Source organism: Micromonospora sp. LZ37, from assembly GCF_059359015.1.
Genome location: NZ_JCADBL010000001.1, coordinates 485786 through 509169 on the forward strand (window position 1 = coordinate 485786; position 23384 = coordinate 509169).

21 protein-coding genes are annotated in these 23384 nt (G+C 74.2%); 12 read left to right on the forward strand and 9 right to left on the reverse strand.

What is annotated here, in order from left to right; all coding sequences use genetic code 11:
- Positions 1-28: 28 nt before the first annotated feature.
- The gene (gene dapE / locus AC5L3Z_RS02310) at positions 29-1102 is read left to right on the forward strand and encodes a succinyl-diaminopimelate desuccinylase (protein WP_494839090.1); all 1074 of its coding nucleotides are present in this window, start codon (positions 29-31) and stop codon (positions 1100-1102) included.
- Positions 1103-1190: 88 nt separating this feature from the next.
- On the opposite strand, the gene AC5L3Z_RS02315 is transcribed toward dapE, so the two are convergent.
- A complete protein-coding gene (locus tag AC5L3Z_RS02315) occupies positions 1191-1352 on the reverse strand; it encodes a hypothetical protein (protein WP_334524538.1) in 162 nt (53 codons plus the stop codon).
- A 154-nt stretch (positions 1353-1506) separates the two neighbouring features.
- Between AC5L3Z_RS02315 and AC5L3Z_RS02320 the strand changes: the two genes are divergently transcribed.
- From AC5L3Z_RS02320 to AC5L3Z_RS02350, 7 genes are all read left to right on the forward strand, one after another.
- Positions 1507-2370, forward strand: a complete 864-nt coding sequence (locus tag AC5L3Z_RS02320) for an LOG family protein (RefSeq protein ID WP_494839092.1) — start codon at positions 1507-1509, stop codon at positions 2368-2370.
- Positions 2371-2374: 4 nt separating this feature from the next.
- Positions 2375-2920 (forward strand): LOG family protein, encoded by a 546-nt coding sequence (locus AC5L3Z_RS02325; RefSeq protein ID WP_494839094.1) that lies wholly within the window; start codon positions 2375-2377, stop codon positions 2918-2920.
- A gap of 134 nt (positions 2921-3054) precedes the next feature.
- Positions 3055-6615: an ATP-dependent helicase gene (locus AC5L3Z_RS02330; protein ID WP_494839095.1), complete on the forward strand. Its 3561-nt coding sequence runs from the start codon at positions 3055-3057 to the stop codon at positions 6613-6615.
- A gap of 16 nt (positions 6616-6631) precedes the next feature.
- Positions 6632-10048, forward strand: coding sequence for an ATP-dependent helicase (locus AC5L3Z_RS02335; protein WP_494839097.1), 3417 nt, complete (start codon positions 6632-6634; stop codon positions 10046-10048).
- Between the two features lie 203 nt (positions 10049-10251).
- Complete coding sequence (gene cspE, locus AC5L3Z_RS02340; RefSeq protein WP_007464836.1) at positions 10252-10455, forward strand: transcription antiterminator/RNA stability regulator CspE; 204 nt, start codon at positions 10252-10254, stop codon at positions 10453-10455.
- 217 nt (positions 10456-10672) lie between these two features.
- Positions 10673-11983 carry a DEAD/DEAH box helicase gene (locus AC5L3Z_RS02345; RefSeq protein ID WP_494839099.1) on the forward strand — a complete coding sequence of 437 codons (1311 nt, stop codon included), beginning with the start codon at positions 10673-10675 and terminating at the stop codon, positions 11981-11983.
- Between the two features lie 244 nt (positions 11984-12227).
- A complete protein-coding gene (locus tag AC5L3Z_RS02350) occupies positions 12228-12428 on the forward strand; it encodes a hypothetical protein (RefSeq protein WP_494839100.1) in 201 nt (66 codons plus the stop codon).
- 8 nt (positions 12429-12436) lie between these two features.
- On the opposite strand, the gene AC5L3Z_RS02355 is transcribed toward AC5L3Z_RS02350, so the two are convergent.
- From AC5L3Z_RS02355 to AC5L3Z_RS02370, 4 genes are read right to left on the reverse strand one after another with little or no spacing between them, the layout of a single operon-like run.
- The gene (locus AC5L3Z_RS02355; RefSeq protein WP_494839584.1) at positions 12437-12922 is read right to left on the reverse strand and encodes an RrF2 family transcriptional regulator; all 486 of its coding nucleotides are present in this window, start codon (positions 12920-12922) and stop codon (positions 12437-12439) included.
- A 4-nt stretch (positions 12923-12926) separates the two neighbouring features.
- On the reverse strand, positions 12927-13811 hold the full coding sequence (locus tag AC5L3Z_RS02360) for an ABC transporter permease (RefSeq protein ID WP_494839102.1): 885 nt from the start codon (positions 13809-13811) through the stop codon (positions 12927-12929).
- The gene (locus AC5L3Z_RS02365; protein WP_494839104.1) at positions 13801-14580 is read right to left on the reverse strand and encodes an ABC transporter ATP-binding protein; all 780 of its coding nucleotides are present in this window, start codon (positions 14578-14580) and stop codon (positions 13801-13803) included. Before AC5L3Z_RS02365 ends, AC5L3Z_RS02360 begins: the two co-directional genes overlap by 11 nt.
- Entirely contained in the window at positions 14577-15638 is a 1062-nt protein-coding gene (locus tag AC5L3Z_RS02370) for an ABC transporter substrate-binding protein (protein WP_494839105.1), read from the reverse strand. The genes AC5L3Z_RS02365 and AC5L3Z_RS02370 overlap by 4 nt, the downstream gene beginning before the upstream one ends.
- Before the next feature lie 283 nt (positions 15639-15921).
- Between AC5L3Z_RS02370 and AC5L3Z_RS02375 the strand changes: the two genes are divergently transcribed.
- The 3 genes from AC5L3Z_RS02375 (at position 15922) to nudC (ending at position 19652) form a co-directional block, all read left to right on the forward strand.
- Positions 15922-17232, forward strand: coding sequence for a M16 family metallopeptidase (locus tag AC5L3Z_RS02375; RefSeq protein WP_494839107.1), 1311 nt, complete (start codon positions 15922-15924; stop codon positions 17230-17232).
- A 114-nt stretch (positions 17233-17346) separates the two neighbouring features.
- Positions 17347-18708, forward strand: coding sequence for a M16 family metallopeptidase (locus tag AC5L3Z_RS02380; RefSeq protein ID WP_494839108.1), 1362 nt, complete (start codon positions 17347-17349; stop codon positions 18706-18708).
- Complete coding sequence (nudC, locus tag AC5L3Z_RS02385) at positions 18705-19652, forward strand: NAD(+) diphosphatase (RefSeq protein ID WP_494839109.1); 948 nt, start codon at positions 18705-18707, stop codon at positions 19650-19652. Before AC5L3Z_RS02380 ends, nudC begins: the two co-directional genes overlap by 4 nt.
- 135 nt (positions 19653-19787) lie before the next feature.
- On the opposite strand, the gene AC5L3Z_RS02390 is transcribed toward nudC, so the two are convergent.
- From AC5L3Z_RS02390 to AC5L3Z_RS02400, 3 genes are all read right to left on the reverse strand, one after another.
- Complete coding sequence (locus AC5L3Z_RS02390; RefSeq protein ID WP_334524503.1) at positions 19788-20063, reverse strand: hypothetical protein; 276 nt, start codon at positions 20061-20063, stop codon at positions 19788-19790.
- Positions 20064-20276: 213 nt separating this feature from the next.
- A complete protein-coding gene (locus tag AC5L3Z_RS02395; protein WP_494839110.1) occupies positions 20277-20510 on the reverse strand; it encodes a DUF397 domain-containing protein in 234 nt (77 codons plus the stop codon).
- Between the two features lie 74 nt (positions 20511-20584).
- Complete coding sequence (locus tag AC5L3Z_RS02400; RefSeq protein ID WP_494839111.1) at positions 20585-21562, reverse strand: helix-turn-helix domain-containing protein; 978 nt, start codon at positions 21560-21562, stop codon at positions 20585-20587.
- A gap of 231 nt (positions 21563-21793) precedes the next feature.
- On the opposite strand from AC5L3Z_RS02400, the gene AC5L3Z_RS02405 reads away from it, so the two are divergent.
- Positions 21794-23068, forward strand: coding sequence for an MFS transporter (locus AC5L3Z_RS02405; protein ID WP_494839112.1), 1275 nt, complete (start codon positions 21794-21796; stop codon positions 23066-23068).
- Between the two features lie 65 nt (positions 23069-23133).
- On the opposite strand, the gene AC5L3Z_RS02410 is transcribed toward AC5L3Z_RS02405, so the two are convergent.
- Positions 23134-23376 carry a mycoredoxin gene (locus tag AC5L3Z_RS02410; RefSeq protein WP_334524494.1) on the reverse strand — a complete coding sequence of 81 codons (243 nt, stop codon included), beginning with the start codon at positions 23374-23376 and terminating at the stop codon, positions 23134-23136.
- Positions 23377-23384: the final 8 nt, after the last annotated feature.

Consider the following 23384-nt stretch of genomic DNA (forward strand, 5'->3'; position numbering starts at 1 on the left):
CACCGAATTTGACGGTACCGTGCCCAGCATGGAGAACCCGCTGACCCCCGAGGTCCTCGCCGATCCGGTGGCGCTGACCCGCGCCCTGGTCGACATAGAGTCCGTCTCCCTCAACGAGAAGGCGATCGCCGACTGTGTCGAGGAGGTGCTGCGGGCCGTGCCGCACCTGACCACGTTCCGGCACGGCAACACCGTGATGGCCCGTACCGACCTGGGGCGGGCTTCCCGGGTGGTGCTCGCCGGCCACCTGGACACGGTCCCCTTGAACAACAACTTCCCGTCGACCATGCGCGGCGACCTGATGTACGGCTGCGGCACCTCCGACATGAAGTCGGGGGTCGCGTTCGCGCTGCACCTGGCGGTCAGCCTGCCCGACCCGCGCTACGACGTGACGTACTTCTTCTACGAGGCGGAGGAGATCGAGTCGCGGTACAACGGTCTCTTCCTGGTCTCCCAGGAGCACCCGGAGTGGCTGGAGGCGGACTTCGCGGTGCTGCTCGAACCGACGTACGGGATCGTCGAGGCCGGTTGCCAGGGCACCATGCGGGCGATCGTCACGACCCACGGCGAGCGCGCCCACGCCGCCCGGTCCTGGCACGGGGTCAACGCCATCCACGGCGCCGGCGAGGTGCTGCGCCGGCTGGGGGCGTACGAGGCCCGACGGGTCACCATCGACGGGTGCGACTACCGGGAGGGGCTGAACGCCGTCCGGATCAACGGCGGGGTGGCTGGCAACGTGGTGCCGGACCACTGCGAAATCGAGATCAACTACCGGTACGCCCCGGATCGCGACCCGGTGGCGGCCGAGGCGCACCTGCGCGAGGTCTTCGCCGGCTTCGACCTCGCGGTGACCGACGCCGCCGCGGGCGCGCCCCCCGGTCTGGAGTCGCCGGCGGCTCAGGAGTTCCTCGCGGCGGTGGGGGCGGCGCCGATCGGCAAGCTGGGCTGGACGGACGTGGCCCGGTTCGCGGCGATGGGCATCCCGGCGCTGAACTTCGGACCCGGTGACCCCAACCTGGCCCACCACAAGGACGAACACGTCGAGCTCACCAAGATCCGCGACGGGGCCGCCACCCTGCACCGCTGGCTGGCCTCCGCCTGACCCCCCGCCGCGGGGTGATCGAGGGGTTCGGCGTCGCCGGGGAGTGTCCCGGGGACGCGGGCCTCTCGATCGCTCCCCGGCCCGGGCCTCAGACGGTGGTCAGCAGCGGGTTGTCGGTGGGGCCGGCCGGGGCCGGGGTGGGCTCGTCCGAGGATTCCAGCTCCCGGGCGCGGCGGCGCTCGGCCACCACGTCGCAGATGCGTCGCTGCATCTGCCGGCGGATACGAATTCGCTCGTTGCTGCTGATCACGCTTGCTCCTCCCCCGAAGGTGCGCCCCGGGGCATACCCGGTATGTGAATAGTAAGACGTGCGGGCGACAGAATTAGTTGCCCAAGATCGCAAAATTTCTGCCGGCTTCTCCGCCAGCTCACCCCCGGGTCACCGCTCCACTACGGTGGCTCCCATGAGCCAGAGCAACGGACGGCAGCCGGGCCGTGATCCGGAGCGGCACCGGGGCGCCGTGACGCTGCGCCGGGGTGCGATCCCGACCAGCACTGCCGATCAGCGACTGCTGGACTCGCACGGTCGTGGCGACTGGAAGACCCGGGACGCCTGGCGGGCGCTGCGGATCCTCTCCGAGTTCGTCGAGGGCTTCGACACCCTGGCCGACCTGCCGCCCGCGGTGAGCGTCTTCGGCTCCGCCCGTAGCAGACCGGAGAGCCCGGAGTGCCGGATGGCCGAGGAGCTGGGCGCCGCCCTGGCCCGGGCCGGCTACGCCGTCATCACCGGCGGCGGGCCCGGTGTGATGGAGGCGGCCAACCGGGGTGCCAGCGACGCGGGGGGCCTCTCGGTCGGGCTGGGCATCGAACTCCCCTTCGAGCAGGGGATCAACGACTGGGTCGACCTCGCCATCGACTTCCGCTACTTCTTCGCCCGCAAGACCATGTTCGTCAAGTACGCCCAGGCGTTCGTCGTGCTGCCCGGCGGCTTCGGCACCATGGACGAGCTCTTCGAGGCGCTCACCCTGGTGCAGACCGGCAAGGTCACCCGCTTCCCGGTGGTGCTGATGGGCACCGCGTACTGGCGGGGACTGCTCGACTGGTTGCGCGACACCATGGCCGCCGAGGGCAAGATCGGCGCGGTCGACCTGGAGCTGATCTGCCTGACCGACGACGTGGCCGCCGCGGTCCGGCACATCGTGGAGGCGGAGGCGATGCTCTCGGCCGAGCAGGAGGCGGTCCGCGAGGAGTCCGTCGCCCTGACCGCCGCCGAGCAGCGGGTCGCCCGCCGGGCGTCCGCCGCCGACGAGCGGGACACGAAGGGCTGACCCGGTGGCGGCGATCTGTGTCTTCTGCGCCTCGTCCCGTACCCTCGACCAGCGCTGGCTGGACCTGGCGGCCGAGACCGGCGCGGAGCTCGCCCGGCGCGGACACACGCTGGTCAGCGGCGGCGGCTGCGTCGGCATGATGGGGGCGCTGGCCGACGGCGCGCGCGCCGCCGGCGGGCGCACCGTCGGGGTGATCCCGCAGGCGCTGGTCGACCTGGAGGTCGCCGACCTGGCCTCGGACGAGCTGCTGATCACCGACACCATGGCCAGCCGCAAGACGCTGATGATCGAGAAGTCGGACGCCTTCCTCACCCTGCCGGGTGGGTTGGGCACCCTGGACGAGCTCTTCGAGGTCTGGACCACCGCGACGCTGGCCCTGCACGCCAAGCCGATGGTGCTGGTGGACACGGACGGCTTCTACCGCCCGATGCTCGACTGGCTCGCGACCCTCGCCGCCCAGACCTTCCTGAAGCCCGCCGGCCTCGACCTGCTGACCATCGCCGACTCCGTCCCCACCGCCCTCGACACCATCGAATCCCACCTCGCCTGACCCCCGGCGCGCCCTGCCGTCGATCATGAAGTTGACGGCGAAGTCGATCTCCTGCACCGCCGCCAGCTTCATGATCGACGGCGGTCGACGGGGGGAGGGCGGGGGGTGTCGTACCGGCGTGGTGGGATGAGGGGGTGCAGGGGTACCGGCTGGTGCGCCGGCCTGCCGGACCGGCCCGCGACGACGGGCGGTCCGCCGCGACCGTTCGGGGGGACGGTCGGCCGGGCGGGCCGAACCAGCGGGACGGCGGTTCGGGTGCGGGCACCGAGGGGGAGCCGCGGTCCGGGGGGCTGGCGGGCGCTGCCGCGTACCCGGACGGCCGGTTGGCCGACCCGCTCCAGGCGGAGGTCGTCGCCCATACCGACGGGCCGATGCTGGTCCTCGGCGGGCCGGGCACCGGCAAGACCAGCACCCTCGTCGAGGCGGTCGCCGCCCGGGTGGCCGAGGGCGTCGACCCGGAACGCGTGCTGGTGCTCACCTTCGGCCGCCGTGGCGCCACCGACCTGCGCCAGCGGATCGAGGCGCGGATCGCCGGCGCCGGGCACCGGGTGGTCCGCGAGCCGCTGGTGCGGACCTTCCCCGCGTACGCCTTCGGCCTGCTCCGCCGGGCCGCCGCCGAACGGGGCGAGCCGTCGCCCCGGCTGCTCACCGGCCCCGAGCAGGATCTGATCATCCGCGAGCTGCTGGAGGTGGTTGGCGAGGAGCCCGACGACGACCCCGTCGGCTGGCCCGAGGACCTCCGCCCCGCCCTGCGTACCCGGGCGTTCGCCGCGCAGCTGCGGGACCTGCTGATGCGGGCCGCCGAGCGCGGGGTCGGCCCGGTCGAGCTGGCCCGGCTGGGCGAGCGGCTCGGCCGCGCCGACTGGCCGGCCGCCGCCCGCTTCCTCCGCGAGTACGTCGCCGTCCTCGCGCTGCGCGACGTCAGCAACCGCGGCTCCGTCGCCTACGACCCGGCGGAGCTGGTCCGGGCCGCCACCGGGATGCTGCGCGACGACCCCGAGCTGCTGGAGGCCGAGCGCCGCCGGTTCGCCCACGTCTACGTCGACGAGCTGGCCGACACCGACCCGGCCCAGCAGGAGCTGCTGGCCGTGATCGCCGGCGGGGGCCGGTCCCTGGTCGCCTTCGCCGACCCCGACTCCTCCACGTACGCCTTCCGCGGCGCCGACCCGAGCCTGGTGGGCGCCTTCCCGCACCGGTTCCGGACGGCCTCCGGGGCGCCCGCGGCGCAGGTGGTGCTCACCACCTCGTACCGGGCCGGGGCGGGGCTGCTCGGCGCGACCGGGCGGCTGGCCCGCAAGCTGCGCGGTCCGGCCACCCACCGGCGGATGCGTCCACTTCCGGACGCGCCACCCGGCTCGGTCGAGGTCCGCACCTTCCGCTCCAGCACCAGCGAGGCCGCCTGGCTGGCCCACGCGCTGCGCTCCGCGCACCTGCTCGACGGGGTGCCCTGGTCGGAGATGGCGGTGCTGGTCCGCTCGACCAGCCTGCACCTGCCGTCGCTGCGGCGTGCCCTGCACACCGCCGGGGTGCCGACCGTGGTGCACGGCGAGGACCTGCCGCTGCACCTCCAGCCGGCGGTGGCGCCGCTGCTGCTCCTGCTGCGCTGCGCGCTGGAGCCGGAGCGGCTGGACGAGGAGTCCGCCGTCGCGCTGCTGCACTCGCCGCTGGGCGGTGCCGACCCGCTGGCCGAGCGGCGGCTGCGCCAGGGGTTGCGTGCGCTCGCGCTGGCCGGGGGCGACCGCCGGCCCTCCGGCGAGCTGATCGTCGAGGCGCTGCGCGACCCCGCCGAGCTGGCCGGGATCGACCGGCGCTGGGTGGAGCCGGCCCGCACGGTCGCCGAGCTGCTCGCCACCGCCCGGGACGCGGCGGCCGCCCCCGGGGCCACCGCCGAGGACGTGCTCTGGGCGGTGTGGCGGGCCAGCGGGCTCGCCGAGCGCTGGTCGGGCGCCATCAACCGGGGCCGGGCCGCCACCGGCGAGCACGAGACGGCGCAGCGCTGGCGGGCCGAGGCCGCCGACCGCGACCTCGACGCGGTGCTGGTGCTCTTCGACGCGGCGGCCCGCTTCACCGACCGGCTGCCCGGCGCGCGGACCGAGGTCTTCCTCGACCACGTGCTCGGCCAGGACCTGCCGGCCGACACCCTGGCCGCCAGCGCCGACCGGGGCGACGCGGTCCGGCTGCTCACCGCGCACGCCGCCAAGGGCCTGGAATGGGACCTGGTCGCGGTCGCCGGTGTCCAGGAGGGCGTCTGGCCGGACCTGCGGCTACGCGGCAGCCTGCTCGGCTCGGAGCGGCTGGTCGACGTGCTCGCCGGCCGGGCCGAGGGCGCCGGCGTCCGGGCCAGCCTGGTCGGGCAGACCTCCGCCCTGCTCGACGAGGAGCGCCGACTCTTCCACGTCGCCGTCACCCGGGCCCGGCGCCGGCTGCTGGTCACCGCGGTGGCCTCGGCCGCGGTCGGTGGCGACGACCACGAGGAGCAACCCAGCCGCTTCCTGCACGAGCTGGGCGTCACCGAGCCACCGGCGACCGGGGCGGGCGGCCCCGCCCCCGACCCGACGCCGCCGGGTCCGCCAACGGATCGACCGGGCGACGACGCCACCCCGACAGGCCCGGCGGGGGACCGGTCCGCCGACACCACGCCGGCCGGGGACGACGCCGAGCCCCACCGACCCGGGGAGCTGCCGGTGGGGCGTCCGCCCCGCGCGCTCACCCTCTCCGCGCTGGTGGCGGAGCTGCGTACCGCGGTCACCGACCCGGCGGCGTCGTACGCCCGGCGGCGCGCGGCGGCGGCCGAGCTGGCCCGCCTCGCCGCCGCCGGCATCCCCGGCGCCCACCCCGACGACTGGTGGGGGCTGCGTCCCCTCTCCGACGACCGGCCGCTGGTCGACGAGGGCGAACCGGTGCGGGTCACCCCGTCGGCCATGGAGAGCGCGCTGCGGTGCAGCCTGCGCTGGCTGCTGGAACGGCACGGCGGCAGCGGACCGGCCAGCGCCGCCCAGGGCGTCGGCAACCTGGTGCACGCCGCGGCGATGCTCGCCGAGGACGCCAGCGCCGACCGCACCGCACTGCTGGAGTACGTGGCCGCCCGGTTCGACGCGATCGAGCTGGCCGCCCGCTGGATGGTGGGCCCGGAGCGGACCCGCGCCGAGGCGATGGTGGACAAGCTGCTGCGCTGGCTCGCCGGCAACCCGCGCCGGCTGCTCGCCATCGAGCACGAGTTCGCCGTCCGCCTCGACGACCCGCAGCGACCGATCGAGCTGACCGGTCGGGTGGACCGGCTGGAGGTCGACGCCGACGGCCGGCTCGTGGTGATCGACCTCAAGACCGGCAAGTCCACCGCGGTCACCGAGCGGGAGGTGGCCGAGCATCCGCAGCTCGGGGCGTACCAGGCGGCGGTGGAGGCGGGTGCGTTCGCCGAGTACGGCGAGTCCTCCGGCGGCGCGGCGCTGGTGCAGCTCGGCACCGGGGCCAGGGACGCCAAGGAGCAGGCCCAACCCGCCGCGGGAGAGGGCCCCGAGGCGGGCTGGGCCACCGCCCTGGTCCGGCGCACCGCCGATACGATGGCCGCCGCCACCTTCGCCGCGGTCGCCAACTCCAAGTGCCGGGTCTGCCCGGTGCGTACCAGCTGCCCGGTCTCCGGGCAGGGGCGTCAGGTCGTCGAGCCCCCAGCCACCCGTCCCTCGGAGGGCCCGTGAGCGCCGAGGTGCCCCAGTGACCCAGCCGACCCTCTTCAGCACCGCCGCCCCGGCGCCCCGGTCCGCCGACGCCGGCCCCCGCTACACCCCGGTGGAGCTGGCCAGGCTGCTCAAGCTGCCCGCGCCGACCCGGGAACAGGCGGCGATCATCGCCGCCCCGGTGGAGCCGCTGCTGGTGGTGGCGGGCGCCGGCTCGGGCAAGACCGAGACGATGGCCGCCCGGGTGGTCTGGCTGGTCGCCAACTCGTACGTCCGGCCGGAGCAGATCCTCGGCCTCACCTTCACCCGCAAGGCGGCCGGCGAGCTGGCGCACCGGGTCCGTACCCGGCTCGACCAGCTGGTGCGGCGACTGGGCCGGCGTGGGCGCGACCCGCTGGACGACCCGCTGGCCGGCGAGCCGACCGTCTCCACCTACCACTCGTACGCCGGCCGGATCGTCACCGAGCACGGCCTGCGCGCCGGGTACGAGCCGACCACCCGGCTGCTCACCGAGGCGTCCCGCTGGCAGCTGGTCGACCTGCTGGTGCGCAACTACGACGGCGACATGTCCGAGGTCGACCGGATGCCCAGCACGGTCACCGACGCCGTGCTCGCCCTCGCCGGTGAGCTGGACGAGCACCTGGTCGACCCGGACGCCCTCGCCGCCTGGACCGGCCGGTTCTTCGCCGACGTGCAGTCCCGCCCCGGCCGGATCTACGCCGACGTGCGCAAGGCCCTCGCCGTCCAGCAGACCCGGCTGAAGCTGCTGCCGCTGGTGCGGGCGTACGCCCGGCGCAAGGACGACTTCGAGGCGATGGACTTCGCCGACCAGCTCGCCCGCGCGGCCCGGGTGGCCCGCGACCACCCCGGCGTGGGCGTCATCGAGCGGGACCGCTTCCGGGTGGTGCTGCTCGACGAGTACCAGGACACCAGCCACGCCCAGGTGGTGCTCCTCAACGCGCTCTTCGGCGGCGGCCACCCGGTGACCGCCGTCGGTGACCCCTGCCAGTCGATCTACGGCTGGCGCGGCGCCAGCGCCGGCACGCTGGAGCGGTTCCCCACCGACTTCGCCCGGGCCGACGGCGCCCCGGCCGAGGTGCTCAGCCTGACCACCAGCTGGCGCAACCGCCCGGAGATCCTCGGCGTGGCCAACGCGCTCTCCCTGCCGCTGCGCGCCGCCGGCGCCCGGGTGCCCGAGCTGCACGCGGCGATGAGCGTCCGGGACCCGATCCCGCACCGCAGCCCCGGCGGCCACGCCGCCGGCACCGTGCACTGCGCGCTGCTGCGGACCTACGCCGACGAGGCGGAGTGGATCGCCGACAGCGTGCTGGCCGCCTGGCGGGGCGCGGCCCGGATGCCCGGCGCGCTGCCCGAGCACATCCCCGTGCCGTCCCGCCCCACCACCGCCGTCCTGGTCCGGCTGCGCAGCCAGATCCCCGCTATCGAGGCGGCGCTGCGCGCCCGGGGCCTGCCGGTCGAGGTGGTCGGCCTGGGCGGCCTGCTGGACACCCCCGAGGTCCGTGACGTGGTCTGCACCCTGCGGGTGCTCGCCGACCCGACCGACGGGGCGGCGCTGCTGCGGCTGCTCACCGGCGCGCGCTGGCGGATCGGCCCGCGTGACCTGGTGGCGCTGCACCGCAGGGCCCGGGCCATCGCCAGGGCGCGGCGGCAGCTCACCGGCGACGACGGGTCGGAGATCGTCGTGGACGCCCTGGACGAGGCGACGCTGGTGGAGGCGCTGGCCGACCTCGGGCCGGCGCAGGCGTACTCCGACCAGGGTTACGCGCGACTGCGGTCGTACGCGATGGAGCTGGCGCTGCTGCGCTACCGGCTGGACCAGACGCTGCCGGAGCTGATCGCGGACATCGAGCGGACCATCGGCCTGGACGTGGAGGTGGCGGTGCGGGCCGGCCGGGACGGCACCGGTGACGCCGGGCTCGCCCGCGGCCACCTGGACGCCCTCGGCGACGTGGCGGCCCGGTTCAGCGGGGAGACCCCGGGGGCCACCCTCGCCGGCTTCCTGGCCTACCTGGCCGCCGCCGAGGACGAGGAGCGTGGCCTGAGCCCCGGCGAGGTGGAGGTGGTCGAGGGCGCGGTCCAGGTGCTCACCGCGCACGCCGCGAAGGGCCTGGAATGGGACGTGGTGGCCGTCGCCGGACTGACCCGCGGCGTCTGGCCGGGGCCGGTGCGCAACTCCGACCACTGGCTGGGTGGGCTCGGCGTGCTGCCGTTCCCGCTGCGCGGCGACGCCGACGGCCTGCCCGAACTGGGCCTGGCCGAGGCGGAGGACCAGCGTGGGGTGGCCCGGGCGGTGTCGGAGTTCACCGACGCCTGGCGGGCGCACGACGAGCGGGAGGAGCGCCGGCTGGCGTACGTGGCGGTGACCCGGCCCCGGCGGCTGCTGCTCTGCTCCGGCTACTGGTGGGGGGAGGGGACGAAACGGTTCCGTGGGCCCTCGGTCCTCCTGCGCGAGGTGCACGACGCCTGCCTGGACGGCGCGGCCGGGCACCTGGTCGACCAGTGGGCGCCGGAGCCGCCCGGCGACGCGGTCAACCCGACCGCCGAGGTGGTGCTGCGCGCCGAGTGGCCGGCCGACCCGCTGGGCGTACGCCGGCCGGCGCTGACCGAGGCCGCCGCGCTGGTCCGCCGCTTCCTCGCCGACGGGCAGGACGCCGCCGTGCCGTCACCGGCCGGTCCGGACGGTGACGGCGCGGTCGACCCGCTCGCCGACGACCCGGAGGTGGTCCGCTGGCGGCAGGAGGCCGACCTGCTCCTGGCCGAGCGGGCCGAACTGCTGCGGCGGGCCGAGGCGGTCGAGGTGGCCCTGCCCGGGCACCTGTCGGTGACCCAACTGGTCGCGCTGCGCCGTGACCCGGAGGCGCTGGCCCGGGCGCTGCGCCGGCCCATGCCCACCGAGCCCAACCCGTACGCCCGCCGGGGCACCGCCTTCCACACCTGGCTGGAGCAGCGCTTCGGCGCCGACCGGCTGCTCGACGTGGACGAACTGCCCGGTGCGGCGGACGCGGACGCCGCCGGAGACGAGGCGCTCACCGAACTCCAGGAGCGCTTCCTGGCCAGCGAGTGGGCCGAGCGGGTGCCGGTGGAGGTGGAGGTGCCCTTCGCCACAGTGATCGCCGGCGTGGTGGTGCGGGGCCGGATGGACGCCGTCTTCGCCCGCCCCGGCGGCCGCTGGGACGTGGTCGACTGGAAGACCGGCCGCCGGCCCACCGGGCGGGAGGCGGAGGTGGCGGCGGTGCAGCTCGCGGTCTACCGGCTGGCGTGGGCGGAGCTGGCCGGGGTGCCGGTCGACCGGGTGGGCGCCGCGTTCCACTACGTCCGGGAGGGCGTCACGGTCCGCCCGGCGGACCTGCTGGACGCCGACGGGCTCACCGCGCTCATCGCCGGAGTACCGGAAATCCCGGATGGGGGTGGCGCGACGGCCAATCCGTGGTAGGTTGGTCTTGTTGCAGTTTTGGTTACCAGAGACTCTGTGTGCGCCTGGCGGGAATTGTGGCCCCAGGCGCTCTTTGTTGTGTCCGGAGTTCTCCGGGCGGGGCGACCAGAAGCGACAAGCGATTCGCGCATGCCCGCGCGGAGCGCTCCTCTTCGAGCCCGCAACAGGTGCGGGTTCGACGTTCCGTCAAGGAGACGAAACACATGGCTATTGGCACCGTGAAGTGGTTCAACGCTGACAAGGGCTTCGGCTTCATCACCCCGGACGGCGGCGGCGCTGACGTCTTCGCCCACTTCTCGGCGATCCAGTCCTCCGGCTACCGGAGCCTGGACGAGAACCAGCGGGTCGAGTTCGAGGTCACCCAGGGCCAGAAGGGCCCGCAGGCGGAGAACATCCGCCCGCTCTGATCTTCGGATCACCCTGCACCATCCATCACACTTTCCGGTGTGGTGAACGGGACCGGTCCGCCGCGCCACCCCCCGCTCCGCGGGGCGGCGCGCTGCGGCGGACCGGCCCGTACCCTTTCGGTTCGTGCTTGTGAGTCCCGGTGGACGAGTCCTCCCGGTGACAGCGCCCTTGAGGCGCCCTCCCTCGACACGTGCCGCGTCGAGGAAGGCATTCCGCATGACCATGACCATTCCCACCTTCGCCGCCACCGGCCTGGCCGCCGAGCTGGTCGCCGAGCTGGCGGCGCAGGGCATCTCCGAGCCGTTCCCGATCCAGGCGGCGACCCTGCCGGACTCGCTCGCCGGCCGGGACGTGCTCGGCCGGGGCCGCACCGGCTCCGGTAAGACCCTCGCCTTCGGGCTTCCGCTGCTCTCCCGCACCGCCGGCCGTCGGGCCCGGCCGGGTCGCCCGCTGGCCCTGGTGCTGGTGCCGACCCGGGAGCTGGCCCAGCAGGTCACCACCGCCCTCGCCCCGTACGCCCGGGCGCTCGGGCTGCGCTGCGCCACCGTGGTCGGCGGCCTGTCGCTCCAGCGGCAGGCGGACGCGCTGCGCGCCGGCGCCGAGGTGGTCGTGGCCACCCCCGGCCGGCTGCACGACCTGATCAACCGCGGTGACGCCCGGCTCGGTGAGGTCGCCGTCACGGTCCTCGACGAGGCCGACCAGATGGCCGACATGGGCTTCCTGCCGCAGGTCACCAAGCTGCTGGAGCAGGTCGACCCGAACGGCCAGCGGATGCTCTTCTCCGCCACCCTGGACGGCGGCGTGGACCGGCTGGTCCGCCGCTTCCTGACCAACCCCGTCTCGCACTCGGTCGACCCGGGCACCGCCACGGTGACCGCGATGACCCACCACGTGCTGCACGTCGACGCGGTCGACAAGCCCGCCGCGCTCACCCAGATCGCCGCCCGCGAGGGCCGCACCATCCTGTTCATGGGGACCAAGCACCGCGCCGACCGGCTGGCCCGCCAGCTGCTCTCCAAGGGGGTACGCGCCGCGGCCCTGCACGGGGGCAAGTCGCAGCCGCAGCGCACCCGGATCCTGGAGCAGTTCCGCAACGGCCAGATCACCGCCCTGGTGGCGACCGACGTGGCGGCCCGGGGCATCCACGTCGACGGTCTCGACATGGTGGTCAACGTGGACCCGCCGACCGAGGCGAAGGACTACCTGCACCGGGGCGGTCGTACCGCCCGGGCGGGGGAGTCCGGCAGCGTGGTCACCCTGGTCCTGCCCGAGCAGCGCCGGGACGTCTCCCGGCTGATGAGCGTGGCCGGCATCAAGCCCCAGTCCACCCAGGTACGCCTCGGCGACGAGGCGCTGGCCCGGGTCACCGGGGCCCGGGAGCCGTCCGGGGTGCCGGTGACCATCGTCGCCCCGCAGCCGGCGCCGGCCGCGCGGGTGCGTACCGCTGGTGGCGGCGGGGAGGGCACCCGGGCCGCGCACCGCACCTCGGGCCGCTCCCGGCGCCCGCGCCGCCCGCGTACCGTCTGACACCTCCGCGACACCTCGGATCCTGGCGGGGACCGATCCTTTCGAGGGCCGGTTCCCGCCAGGATTTTCTGTTCTGGTGGACCGGATGTGGTCGGGCTGTCGCGCCTGGTAGTGGCCGTGGTGGTTGAGTCGGGAAACAGGCCCGATTGGGTCCGATCGGTGACTGTTCCGCACGGTGCGCCTCGTCGAAGCTGATCCCGGGGGAAGATCCGGCCGCTACCGGCCGGCCACGGGAGGGGTGACCATGGCGGGCGACGCCGGCTCGGGGGCGGTGCGCGAGGTGCTGGTGGTGCTCGCGGTGGCCGGCGCCGGCCTGTTGCTCGCCATGGTCGCGGCGTTCGCTCCGTGGCACCCGGGGCCCGGCGCGGTGGCACCCGCCGGGCTGGTCGAGCTGCAGGCGCCGGCCGGGGCGGTCACCGCCGCCGGCAACGTCTCCACCGGCTGAGCGGCCGGTCAGCGGCGTACCGGGCGGTCGGTCCGGCTCCCGGGGGCGGAGCCCTCGGCGAGCAGGTCGGCCAGGGTGGTCCGGTCGACCACCGTCGCGATCGCGCCGGCCACCGCCAGCCACACCTCGCCCAGCCCGCTGGCCACCCCGTGGTAGCCGGCGTCCTCCGCCGGGCGGCCCCGCACCGTGGTCAGCGAGCCGCCGACGGCGCGCAGCACGTCCCCGACGGTGATCTCCACGGCGGGGCGGGTCAGCGCGTACCCGCCCTCGGTGCCCCGATGGCTGTGCAGCAGCCCGGCCCGGCGCAGGTCGAGCAGGATGCCCTGGAGGAAGCTGAGCGGGATGCCCTGCGCGTCGGCCAGGCTCGCCGCCTTGACCAGCCCGCCGCCGCCGGCCTGCCCGCCGTCGCCGGCCTGCCCGCCGTCGCCGGTGCGGGCGGCGGCGACGGCGAGCATGGCCCGGAGCGCGTAGTCGCTGCGTGCGGAGACGTACACGACGTCAGTCGCCAACCTGGTCGAGGACGCCCCAGCGGCGACGGATCGCCTTGTCGGCGGCGCCGAAGGCCGCGTCCACCAGCAGGCCGACCACCAGGATGACGATCATGATGGCCATCAGCCGGGGTGAGTCGGAGAAGTCCCGGGCGTAGGTGAGCTGGGCCCCGATGGAGGTCTTCTCGGCGATGACGACCAGCAGTTCACCGGCCATCAGGCTGCGCCAGGCGAACGCCCAGCCCTGCTTCAGCCCGGCGACGATGGCCGGCAGCGCGGCGGGTGCGATGACGTACCGGTAGAGGTTGAGCCCCCGGGCTCCGAGGTTGCGGCCGGCCCGGATCAGCAGCGGCGGCACGTAGTCCACGCCGTGGATCACGCCGTTGGCCACGGAGGGGGCGGCGCCGAGCACCACGACGAAGAAGATCGCCTCCTCGCTGAGCTGGAAGAGCACGATGGCCAGCGGGAACCAGGCGATCGACGGCATGGTCTGGAGGGCGGTGATCATCGACCCGAGCGCGGCCCGCAGCACCCGGACCCGGGCGACCCCCAGACCCAGCACCAGGCCGACCGCGACGGCGACGGCGAAGCCCATCAGGGCCCGCCGTCCGGTCGTGGCCAACCCGTCCCAGAGCGCGGCGGTGAAGAGGTAGTTCCACAGGTCGGCGAAGACGGTGCCGGGGGCGGGCAGCGCCCACGGATCCTTCCACTTCAGCCAGAACGTCACCTGCCAGATGCCGACGGCGAGCGCGAGCGCGGCCAGCTTCGGCCAGGTGGCGGCCCAGATCCGGGCCGCCCGGGAGGTCTCCTTCTCCCGACCGGCGATCTCCAGCGCGTCCAGGCCGCTGATCTCGGCGTCGCTGCGCGCGGTGGTGGCGAGGGTGTCACTGGCCATGGCGGCCCACCTCCGTACGGAGCCGGTCGGTGACCTCGGCCGCGATGGCGGCGATCTCGGGGGAGTCGATGCGCCGGGGCCGGGGCACGTCCACCGAACTCGACCAGATGATCCGGCCGGGCCGGCTGCTGAGCAGGATGATCCGGTCGGCGAGCCGGGCCGCCTCGCGGACGTTGTGGGTGACGAAGAGGACGGTGAGCTTCCGCTCGGACCAGATCCGCTCCAGCTCGTCGTGGAGGATGTCCCGGGTCATCGCGTCGAGCGCGCCGAACGGCTCGTCCATCAGCAGCACCGGGGTGTCCAGGGCGAGGGTGCGGGCCAGCGCGACCCGCTGCCGCATGCCGCCGGAGAGCTCGTGCGGGCGCCTGCGGCCGAACTCCGCCAGGTGGACGGTGCGCAGCAACTCGGCCACCCGGTCCCGCCGGGCGGCCCGGGGCACCCCGCGCAGCTTCAACGGCACCTCGACGTTGCCCTCCACGGTCAGCCAGGGGAAGAGCGCCGGCTCCTGGAACATCAGCCCCGGCCGGGCGTCGTCGGCCACGGAGATGGTCCCGCCCTGTGCCCGGTCCAGGCCGGCCACCAGGTTGAGCAGCGTGCTCTTGCCGCAGCCGGAGGCGCCGACCAGGCAGACGAACTCACCCGGCGCGACGTCGAGGCTGACCCCGTCCAGGGCGAGGACGGCGTTCGTCCCGCGCCCGTACACCTTGGTCACGCCGGAGAGCGCGACCGCGGTGGTCGCGCTCGCCGGCGCCGTCGTGGTCGACGTCATGGCTGGGCGACCTCTCCCTTGCCCTGGCCCTTGAGCACCTCGTTGAGGTACGTCAGGTCGTAGAGGCCGTCGAGGCTTACCGGCTGGGTCAGCTCGACCGCGACCGCGTGGTCGAGCCCGGCCTTCAGCGAGGACGCGATCGGGTCGTTGGTGAACTCCAACGTCGGCCAGGCCTGCTTGATCAGCTTCACGTCCAGCGGCTTCCCGCTGATCTTGGCGATGTGGTCGGAGATCGCCTGCTGGGACTCCTCCGGCCGGGTGTTGACGAACTCGTTGGCGGCGACCTGCCCCTCGACCAGCTTCTTCACCACGTCGGGGTGTTCCTTCAGGAACCGGGTGCTGACGATGAGGTTGGTGATGACGAACTTCCGGTCCGGCCAGAGGTCGCGCTCGTCGACCAGCACCTTGCCGCCGGCGTTGACCAGCCGGGAGACGAACGGCTCGGGCACCCAGGCGCCGTCGATCGCGCCGCTGCTGAAGGTCTCCACCGTCTGGGAGTTCTCCTGCGGCACAACCTTGACGTCGCCGCCCCCCTCCTTGGTGGTCTTCAGGCCCTTCTCCCGGAGCCAGTGGCGCAGCGCCACGTCCTGGGTGTTGCCCAGCTGCGGGGTGGCGACCTTCCTGCCGCGCAGCTGCTCCACCGAGGTGATCTCGGGCTTGACCACGAGGGCCACGCCGCCGGAGGCGGCGCCGGAGACGACCCGGACCGCCTGGCCCTTGGACTTGGAGAAGGCGTTCACGGTCGGGTTCGGGCCGATGTACGTCGCGTCGAGCGCACCGGAGAAGATCGCCTCGATGGCGGCGGGCCCGGCGTTGAAGGTCTTGGTGTCCAGCTTGACGCCGGCGCCGAGCTTCTCCGTGAAGATGCCCTTCTCCACGCCGACCACGGCCGGCGCGTGGGTGATGTTCGGGAAGTAGCCCAGGCGGAGGGTGACCGGGCCGGAGCCACCGGCGCCGGGGTCCTCGTCGCCGCACGCCGCGGTCGTCCCCGCCGCCGCCACGCCGATGACGGCGAGGGTGGCGAGGGAGACCAACCGACGGAAGGGGAGCCGTCTCATCGTCCATCCAATCCGCAGTATTCCTACTTAGTTGGTAGGAAGACTGGGGCAGGGCTCGGGCTGCGTCAAGGCCCATCCACGATCCGGGACGCGCGTTCCGGGAATGTCGGCAATTCCCACCAGCACGGTAGGCATGGCGAGATCGGTCGGCCGCCGACGGGAGGGCCGGTCGGTGACCGGGTGAGCCCCGGCGCAGCCGCCCTCCACCCGGGCGCGTGACCACGGCCGGTCGCTGCGCGGAGGACGCCGGTGCCGCCGGTGCCGACGCGCTAGTGTCGATCACGTGCCGACGCGCAGAGCGAGAATCCCAGCTACGAGATACCCCGTCGAACGGTTCACCCTCGGCAACGGCCTGCGAGTGGTGCTCACCCCCGACCGCAGCGCCCCGGTCATCGGGGTCGCGGTCGTCTACGACGTCGGCATCCGCTCCGAGCCCGAGGGCCGGACCGGCTTCGCCCACCTCTTCGAACACCTGATGTTCCAGGGCTCGGAGAACCTGGAGAAGCTCGCCCACTTCCGGCACGTGCAGGGCGCCGGCGGTACCTTCAACGGCTCCACCCACCTCGACTACACCGACTACTACGAGACGCTGCCGAGCAGCGCCCTGGAGCGGGCGCTGTTCCTGGAGGCCGACCGGATGCGCGGCCCCCGGCTGACCGAGGAGAACCTGCGCAACCAGGTCGACGTGGTCAAGGAGGAGATCCGGGTCAACGTGCTCAACCGGCCGTACGGCGGGTTCCCCTGGCTGACCCTGCCGCCGGTCATGTTCGACACCTTCCCCAACGCGCACGACGGCTACGGCTCCTTCGTCGACCTGGAGTCCGCCACCGTCGCCGACGCCGCCGACTTCTTCCGCCGCTACTACGCCAGCGGCAACGCGGTCCTCGCCGTCAGCGGCGACATCGACGTGGCCGAGGCGACCACGCTGATCGAGCGGCACTTCGGCGACGTGCCGGCCCGCCCGGCGCCGAAGCGCCCCAACTTCGCCGAGCCCGACCTGACCGCCGAGCGGCGCACCTCGTACACCGACAAGCTGGCGCCGCTGCCGGCGGTGGCCGGGGCGTGGCGGGTGCCCGACCCGCTCGGCGACCTCACCGCCTACCTGCCGTACGTGGTGCTGGCCGAGGTGCTCACCGACGGTGACGCCTCCCGGTTGGTGGAGCGGCTGGTCCAGCAGGACCGCACGGTCACCGGCCTCGGTGGCTACCTCGGCTTCATGGGTGACCCGTTCGACGTGCGCGACCCCACCGCGATGCTGCTCCAGGCGCACCTGCCGCCCGGCGGCGACGTGGACAAGGTGCTGCGCACCATCGACGAGGAGCTGGACCGGCTGGCCACCGACGGGCTGACCGACGGCGAGCTGGCCCGCACCCAGGCCAGGATGGCGACCCACCTGCTGCGGGAGACCGACGCGGTGCTCGGCCGGGCCCTGCGGATGGCGGTGCTGGAGCAGCAGCGCGGCGAGCCGGGCCTGCTCAACGAGCTGCCCCGGCTGGTCGGCGAGGTCACCGAGGAACAGGTCCGGGCCGCCGCCGCCACGCTGCGGCCGGAGCGCCGCGCGGCCATCGAGGTCATCGCCGGAGGTGCCAGGTGAGCGCGAGGAGTGAGCCGGGTTTGCGAGCCCCGCAGTCGCGAACGGAGGAGGCTCGGTGAGCGCGAGGAGTGAGCCGGGTTTGCGAGCCCCGCAGTCGCGAACGGAGGAGGCTCGGTGAGCGCGAGGAGTAAGCCGAGCGCGACGACGACCGTCCCCGCCGGGCCGCGGGCCCTGCCGCCGCTGGGCCGCACCCGCAAGTTGAAGCTGCCCCGGCAGGCCGAGCGGCGGCTGGCCAACGGGCTCACCGTGATCGCGGTACGCCGCCCGGCCGTGCCCCTGGTCGAGCTGCGGCTCTGGATGCCCTTCGGCCGTACCCAGCTGGCCCGCGGCGCGATGCTCGCGCAGACCGTGCTCTCCGGCACGGAGACGATGACGGCCGTGCAGATCGCCGCCGAGCTGCAGAAGGTCGGCGGCGGGCTCTCCGCCGGCGTCGACCCGGACCGGCTGATGCTCTCCGGCGCCGGGCTGGTCACCGGCCTCGACCGGATGCTGGAGATCCTGGCCGAGGTGCTGACCGGCGCCACGTACCCGAACAAGGACGTCGCCACCGAGCGGGACCGGCTGGTCGACCGGATCCAGGTGGCGCAGCGCCAGCCCGCCCACCTGGCCCGGACCGCCCTGCTCAAGCGGATCTACGGCCGGCACCCGTACGCGGAGCAGACCCCCGATCCCGACCAGGTCCGCGCGGTCCGCCCGCCCGCGCTGCGCAAGCTGCACGCCGACCGGGTGCACCCGGCCGAGGCGGTGCTGGTACTGGTCGGTGACGTGCAGCCGGACCGCGCGCTGGACGCCGCCGAGCAGGCGCTGGCCGGTTGGCGCGGCGACACCCGCGGCGTCGACCTGCCGCCCGCGCCGCCGCTGGAACCGGGCCCGCTGCTGCTGGTCGACCGGCCCGGCTCGGTGCAGTCCTCGCTGCGCATCGCGCTGCCGGCGGTGCCGCGCACCCACCCCGACCATGCCGCGTTGCAGTTGGCCAACCTGGTCTTCGGCGGCTACTTCTCGTCCCGGTGGACGGAGAACATCCGCGAGGACAAGGGCTACACCTACGGCCCGCACTCGCTGGTCGAGCACTCGGTCGCCGGGTCGGTGCTGGTCGCCGCCGCCGAGGTGGCCACCGAGGTCACCGGCCCGGCGCTGCTGGAGACGACCTACGAGCTGGGCCGGCTGGCATCGCTCCCGCCGAAGCCGGACGAGCTGGAGCAGGCCCGCCAGTACGCCCTCGGCACCCTCCAGCTCGGCATGTCCACCCAGGCCGGCCTCGCCTCCCTGACCAGCGCGTACGCCGGCAACGGGCTGCGCCTGGAGTTCCTCGCCGAGCACGCCGCCCGGTTGGCGAAGGCGACCGTGGACGACGTCGCCGAGGCGGGCGCCCGCTACCTGGCCCCGGCGAAGGCGGTCACCGTGGTGCTGGGTGACGCGGAGCGGATCGAGGGCCCGCTGGCGGCGCTGACCCCGGTCCAGCGGGAATCGGCGTGAGCGGCGAGCCCGCCCCGCCGCTGGCCCGCTCCACGCTCGACCGGGCGGCGCACCGGCGTACCGACCCGGAGTGGCTGGCGCAGGCGTGGCGGCGGGCCCGGGTGCTGGTGCTCGACTCGACCCGGGAGGGGCGGGCGCTGGTGCACACCGACACCAACCCGCCGAGGCTCGTGCTGCACGACCCGGCGGCGCTGACCGTCACCGCGGACGCGGTGCCGCTCTTCCTCGGGGTGGAGCCGGACGACGTGCCGGTCTTCGCCGTCGACGCCCCGCTGCCGGAGCTGCCGGGTACCCGGGCGGTCAACCTGCGCGAGGTGGGCCACCTGCTCGGTGACCGGGACGCGGGCATCTTCACCACCGCGCTGGCGCTGGTCAACTGGCACCTGGGGCACGAGTGGTCGCCGCGGACCGGGCACCGGACCGAGGTCGACGAGGGCGGCTGGTCGCGGGTGGACGCCGAGGGCCGGCGGGCCTGGCCGCGTACCGACCCGGCGATGATCGTGCTGGTGCACGACGGGGTGGACGGGCCGGAGGGCCGCTGCCTGCTCGGCAACAACGCCACCTGGCCGCGCACCCCGGGCGAGCGCCGCTTCTCGTGCCTCGCCGGCTACGTCGAGCCGGGCGAGTCGGCCGAGGCCGCCGTCCTGCGCGAGGTCCGCGAGGAGGTCGGGGTCGCGGTCGAGCGGATCGGGTACGCGGGCAGCCAGTCCTGGCCGTTCCCCGGCTCGCTGATGCTCGGCTTCCTGGCCGAGGCCGATCCGGGGGAGCCGGTGCACGTCGATCCGGCGGAGATCGCGTACGCCCGCTGGTTCACCCGTCGGGAGATCGGCGCGGTGCTGGCCGGTCGGGCGGTGGACGCCGGCGACGGCGCGCGGGTGATCCTGCCGCCGCCCTCCTCGATCGCGCTCTTTCTGATCCACCGCTGGCTCGACGGCCACTGCTGAACCGGCCGGACGCGGTCCCGGCCCGGGACCGTCGTTGCCGCGACGATCCCGGGCCGGGAACACGGACCGTCGTGGCGGATGGGGCGAGGAACTCGGCGGGGGAGCCGGTCCGACCACGGCGGACGTCGGGTGGGGTCAGGTGGCGGTGTCGACCCAGCTCTCCTGACGGGTCGGGGTGGGCTCGTCGAGCGGGAGCACCTTGACCCGCTGTCGCCCGGAGCGGACCGCGCCGACGGTGGCGAGCGCCCGGGCCAGCAGCAGCGCCGCCTCCCGGTCCTCGGCGTGCACGGTCTGCCGGCGGGCCTCGGGGGTGGTCGTCTCGTCGCGCAGCCGGCCACCGCCGGCCCAGGCGGCGGCGATGTCGGTGTCGGCGGCGGTGCGGATGTCGGTACGAACGATCAGGAAACGCATGGCTGTCTCCGGATGGGCCGCGACGGACGAGTACGCAGTGGAACTTCCACGTCACTGATTCGTCATGTTACGCCCGTCGGGGGTCCCAGCAAGTGAAACGCGGCCATCTGTCCGGTGCCCGACCGATCGGCCGATGCCTGCTCAGCACGGTCGGTGGCCGCGGACGACGAGGGGCCGCCGGCGTCGTGCCGACGGCCCCGTACGGTCACCGGATCAGTTCAGGTCGAACTGTCCGTTCCTCGCCCCGGTGATGAACCCGAGCCAGCCGGCCCGGTTGAACAGCAGTACCGGACCGCTCGGGTCCTTGCTGTCCCGCAGCGCGACCGCGGCCGGGCCGGTGCCCAGGGGGGCCACCTCGACGCAGTTGGAGGTCTGGCTGCGGGTGCTCTTACGCCACGGGGCGTCGGCGAGCTGCCGGGTGAGCACGGTGTTGCGGATCTCGTTCATGGTTCTGCTCCTGCTCCTGGGGTTCGTTGGGGACGAGTGACCCGTGCCCGGCCCCGGCGGAGTTCAGGTGTGCATCACCGTTCCGTCAGGCGCCCGGAGTACCGGCTGCGCTGGACCGGCGCCGCTGCCGATCCCTGCGCCGCCGTGGACGAGGCCGCCGCCTCGGAAAGCCGTCCCGTCGCCTCGAAGAGCCAGGAGAGGGTGTCCGATGCGGAGAGCGCCGCCGAGCATAGCCACTCGAATGCCACTTTATAGCGATTCAGGGTGTTTGCCTCGGTTGACATGGCGTCGATGAAGCCACCTTCGATGGCCAGCGTCTCCGGGTCCTGCGGATCGGCGAAGCGGTAGAGCGAGAACGCCGTCGGCGGCAGGTAGAAGTCGCCGATCCGGGCGTCGCGCAGCAGCAGGCGCAGCGTCACGTTGGGAAGCATGGCCAGCTCACAGAGCTGGACCAGCTGCTCGCGCAGCACCTCGGGCGGACCGGCCCGCCGGCCGAGCGCCGCCTCCTCCAGCACCGCGGTGTAGCGCGGCCCGTCGGCGCGGTCCAGCAGCGACTGCCGGGCCAGCCGCGCGCGTACCTCGGTCTCCGGGTCCTCGCCGGTGTCCGGCTCGCCGGCCTCGGTCGCCGCCCGGTTCGCCGAGACGATCCGCAGCCGCGCGTACCCGGGGGTCTGGAGCAGGCCCGGCACCAGCACCGGGTTGTACTCGCGGATCTCCGCGCAGCCCGCCTCCAGCTCCGCCCAGCCCAGCTGCTGCTGCGTCATCACCGGGTACGACTTGAGCCAGCCCCGCATGTCGCCGGCCTCGAGGGTGATGCCGAGCAGGTCCTCGCTCAGCTCCGGCTCGGCGCCGTAGAGCGCCAGCAGGAGGCGGACGTCGTCCGGGTCGGGGCGGCTGCGGCCGTTCTCCAGCCGGGACAGCTTGGAGGCCGAGGCCCAGCCGATCCGCTCGATCACCTGGTCGCCGGTGAGCCCCGCCGCCTCGCGCAGGCGGCGCAGTTCGATGCCGAGCCTGCGACGACGCAGGATCGGGCTCGGTACGGCAGGAGGCACGTCTCCTCATTTCCGTCGACCGCCGCGGACGCGACGGTAACTGTATGAAATTCGCCCCCCACGGTCAGTATGGACGGCGCGACCGGCGTCGGAGGTTCCGGCGAGGGCGTGTCTGAAGACAAAAAGAGGACTGTGGAAAGTGTCAGCGGTCCGGACGACGATGTCCGGGTCGGAAGCACCTCCCCCAGACGCGCCCGGCGACCGGGTGCCACCCCCGCGGAGGGAACCCCCATGCGCACCGTCCTGCGCCGCCCCGACTTCCGACTCCTCTTCGGCGCGCTGCTGGCCAGCATGGCCGCCGAGTCGGTCCTGCTGCTCGCCCTGGCCATCTGGGTCAAGGACCTGACCGGCTCCGACGGGCTGGCCGGCGCCACCATCTTCGCGATCATCGCGCCGATGACCCTGGCCCCGCTGGTCGGCTGGGTGGTCGACCGTTACCGCCGCCGGCCGTTCTTCGTGGCCGCCAACCTGGGCACCGCCATGCTGCTCACCCCGCTCTTCGCCGTCGGTGACCGGGGCGACGTGTGGATCATCTACGTGGTGGCGGCCCTCTACGGCCTGTCGTACCTGACGCTCAGCGCCACCCTCAGCGGCCTGATCCGCCAGCTGGTGCCGAGCGAGCTGCTCGCCGACGCCAACGGCGCGTTGCAGACCGTACGACAGGGGTTGCGGCTGGGCGGGCCGCTCGCCGGGGCGGCCCTCTACGCGGCGGTCGGCGGCTGGCTGCTGGCGGCGCTGGCGATGACCGGGTTCGTCACCGCCGCCGTCGTGGTCGGGACGATGCGGGTGGCCGAGACGACGCCACCGCCGGCCACCCTGCGCTGGCCCGCCGAGCTCGGCGCCGGCCTGCGCCACCTGACCGCCGAGCCGGCGCTGCGCCGGGCGCTGCTCGGCTACGGGCTGGGCTCGCTGGTGATGGGGTTCAGCGAATCGCTGATCTTCGCCTACGTCGACCAGGGGCTGGGCCGCGACGCCGCGTTCGTCGGGGTGCTGGTCGCCGTCCAGGGCGTCGGCGGGCTGGTCGGCGGGCTGCTCTCACCCGCCGTGGTGCGCCGTACCGGTGAGCTGGGGGCGCTCGCCGCCGGGGTGACCTTCTTCGGGCCGGCGGCGCTCGCGCTGGCCTGGCCGGACCTGCGGCTCGGGGTGCTGGCGCTGCTGCTGGCCGGGGTCTCGCTCCCACTGACCCTGGTCGGGTTGACCACGCTGATCCAGCGGCGGACCCCGCCGGGGCTGCTCGGCCGGGTCACCGCGGCCTCGGAGGCGATGGTCAGCGCCCCGCAGGCGGCCTCCATCGGAGCCGGCGCGCTGCTGGTCAACGTGCTGGACTACCGGCTGCTCTTCGTGGTCGTCGGTGTGGTCACCACCGCCGCCGGGGCCTGGCTCTGGCGCGGCCGCCGGCTCTCCCCGCCGCCGTCCGTCCTGCCGCCCACCGCCCCGCCGCCGCTCGTCCCGGCGCCCCGCCGCCCCCGCCCGACGGAACACCTCACCCCCGGCCCCACCCGCTGACCCGCGAGACGGAAGAAGTGGCCGTCCCGGTGCGGGACGGCCACTTCTTCGACCTGTACGGGCGGTCAGCCGGCGATCTCGGCCAGGTGCTGCTTGACCTGGGTGATGGAGGGGTTGGTCAGAGCGCTGCCGTCGGCGAAGCGGAGCGTCGGGACGGTCTGGTTGCCGCCGTTGACGCTCATCACGAAATCGGCGGCCTGCGGGTCCCGCTCGATGTCGACCACCTCGTAGCCGATGCCCTCGCGGTCCAGCTGCGACTTGAGCCGGTGGCAGTAGCCGCACCACGACGTGGAATACATCGTCAACATGGTCAGGT